3 protein-coding genes and 1 tRNA gene are annotated in these 2,371 nt (G+C 66.0%); 1 reads left to right on the forward strand and 3 read right to left on the reverse strand.

What is annotated here, in order from left to right:
- Window positions 1-39: 39 nt before the first annotated feature.
- Together mqo and RSO01_RS46525 are read right to left on the reverse strand one after the other, a co-directional pair.
- Window positions 40-1,539 (reverse strand): malate dehydrogenase (quinone), encoded by a 1,500-nt coding sequence (mqo, locus tag RSO01_RS46520; RefSeq protein WP_147157435.1) that lies wholly within the window; start codon window positions 1,537-1,539, stop codon window positions 40-42.
- 16 nt (window positions 1,540-1,555) lie between these two features.
- The gene (locus RSO01_RS46525; RefSeq protein ID WP_308933126.1) at window positions 1,556-1,930 is read right to left on the reverse strand and encodes a cupin domain-containing protein; all 375 of its coding nucleotides are present in this window, start codon (window positions 1,928-1,930) and stop codon (window positions 1,556-1,558) included.
- 118 nt (window positions 1,931-2,048) lie between these two features.
- On the opposite strand from RSO01_RS46525, the gene RSO01_RS46530 reads away from it, so the two are divergent.
- Window positions 2,049-2,125, forward strand: a tRNA-Arg gene (locus RSO01_RS46530).
- Between the two features lie 2 nt (window positions 2,126-2,127).
- Here the strand turns inward: RSO01_RS46530 and RSO01_RS46535 are convergent.
- A partial coding sequence (locus RSO01_RS46535; protein WP_174826002.1) for an alpha/beta fold hydrolase occupies window positions 2,128-2,371 on the reverse strand: 244 nt, incomplete at its 5' end.

Raw genomic sequence — 2,371 nt, forward strand, 5'->3', positions numbered from 1 at the left:
CAAGCTCATGAGCGAGCCGGAGGCTCGCGGTCCGGAAGATCATGATGTATGCAGCCCCAGCACCTCGGCCGTGTCCTTGCGGACGCGCTCGACCAGGGCGGCGTCGGTCTTGAGGTCGCCGCCGTAGGACGGGATCATCTCCTTGATCTTGGGCACCCAGTGGCCGACCAGCTGCTCGTGGAAGCAGTTCTCCAGCATGTGCACCATGATCCACACGGCCGTCGAGGCGCCCGGCGAGGCGCCCAGCAAGGCGACCAGCGAGGAATCGGCCGAGTGCACGATCTCGGTGCCGAACTCCAGCGTTCCCGTCTTCAGCTTGCTGTGCTTGATGATCTGCACGCGCTGGCCGGCGACGTCGAGCTCCCAGTCACTCTCCTGCAGGTGGGGATAGAACTCGCGCAGCGCCTTGTAGCGGTCCTCCTTGGTCTGGAAGACCTGCCCGACCAGGTATTCCTCGAGTGCGAAGTTGTCCCGCCCCACCGCGAGCAGCGGCAGGATGTTGTCGGGCCGGATCGACAGCGCCAGGTCGAACAGCGAGCCGTGCTTCAGGAACTTGGTCGAGAAGCCGGCATAGGGGCCGAACAGCAACCAGCGCTTGCCGTCGATGATGCGCGTGTCGAGATGCGGCACCGACATCGGCGGCGAGCCGGCGGCGGCCATGCCGTAGACCTTGGCATCGTGGCGGTCGGCAATCTCGGGCTTGCCGCAGCGCAGCCAGATGCCGCTGACCGGGAAGCCGGCAAAGCCCTTGGCCTCCGGGATGCCGGACTTCTGCAGCAAGGTGATCGCGGCACCACCGGCGCCCAGAAAGACGTAGCGTGCACCGATGCGGCGGGTCTCGCCGGTCTTCTCGTCCCTGACGTCCAGCCACCAGCCGTCGCCGGTCGGACGGCGCTGCAGGTCGGTGACCTCGTGCTGGAAATGGACGCTGAACCTGTCCTGCGTCTTCAGGTAGTTCATCAGGTTGGTGGTGAGCGCGCCGTAGTTGACGTCGGCGCCGCTCACGATGCGGGTGGCGGCGACGACCTGGCCGGGGTCACGGCCCTCCATGATCAGCGGTGCCCATTCGGCGATCTGCTTGTGGTCCTGGCTGAACTCCATGCCATGATAGCAGTGATGGGCGCTCATCGCGGCGTGGCGCTTCTTCAGGAAGGCCGCGCGATCCTCGCCGATCACGAAGCTCATGTGCGGCACGGGATGGATGAAGGAATCGGGCGAGGCGATGGCGCCCTTGCGGATCAGGTACGACCAGAACTGGCGCGACATGTCGAACTCGACATTGACCTCGAGCGCCTTGGCGATGTCGACCGTACCGTCCGGGCGCATCGGCGTGTAGTTCAGCTCGCAGTTGGCGGCGTGGCCGGTGCCGGCATTGTTCCAGGGGCCCGAGCTCTCCTGGGCCTCGCCGGGCAGGCGCTCGATCATCTCGATGCGCAGGTGCGGCTGCAGCTCCTTCAGGAACACCGCGAGCGTGGTGCTCATGATGCCGGCGCCGACCAGGACGATGTCCGCGCTGTCGGCTTCGTTGCTCTGGGTCATGCATTCTCTCCGAAAACTATTGCGCGCGCTTGAAGGGCACCGTCGTGCCGGGATCGAGCACGACATAGAGGCGCCGCCACGGCTCGTCATTGACCAGCTTCCAGCTATGGCCGCCGCCCGTCGTATCCTCGGCCAGCAGGATCTCGCCCGGCTCCAGGCTGAAGTGCTGGCCGCCGCGCGTCTGGAAATCGAGCTTGCCGCTCAGGGTGATCACCAGCTGGCGGACCGGCGCAGTGTGCCATTCGAACGTGCCGCCCGACCGCGTCTCCTGGAAGGAGGCGTGCGAGGTCCCGAGCTTGCCGGTGAGAAAATCGCCGCGCGCGCCGGGCGCGAGATCAATGAAGCCCTCCTCGGCATGCGAATTCTGGTCCTCGCCGGTCCACAGACGCACACACCGGATCATCGAATTCGCCTCCGCCGACGGCAGTTACTGCGGCAGTATGCTGTGCTGCCGTGGCGGGGTGAAGGGGGCAGACGTCTCAGCTATACGATGGTATATCCGCTGCCACGTCCCCGTAGCTCAGCTGGATAGAGCAGCGGTTTCCTAAACCGGAGGTCGGAGGTTCGAATCCTCTCGGGGACGCCAATCTATCCCGCAAGGCTGTCGACGAATTGCCTGACGCTGGCCAGTACGGGTTGCTGATCGCCCGCGAAGGCCCAGTGATCGGCGCCGTCGAGCTCGACGAAGCGCGCCTGGGCGATGTGGCTGGCGAGATGCCGGCCGGCGCCGATGCGAACGGCGTTGTCGCCGCGACGGTGCAGCACCAGGGTCGGCACGGAAATGCGCGCCAGAAGATGTCGCACATCGGTGTCGCGCAGCGCCTCGAGCACG

The organism is Reyranella soli (assembly GCF_007992495.1).
In the GTDB taxonomy this organism is placed as follows: domain Bacteria; phylum Pseudomonadota; class Alphaproteobacteria; order Reyranellales; family Reyranellaceae; genus Reyranella; species Reyranella soli.

Coding starts and splice junctions, on each gene's coding strand:
- mqo (WP_147157435.1), bottom strand. CDS start 1,539: ATGACCCAGAGCAACGAAGCCGACAGCGCGGACATCGTCCTGGTCGGC.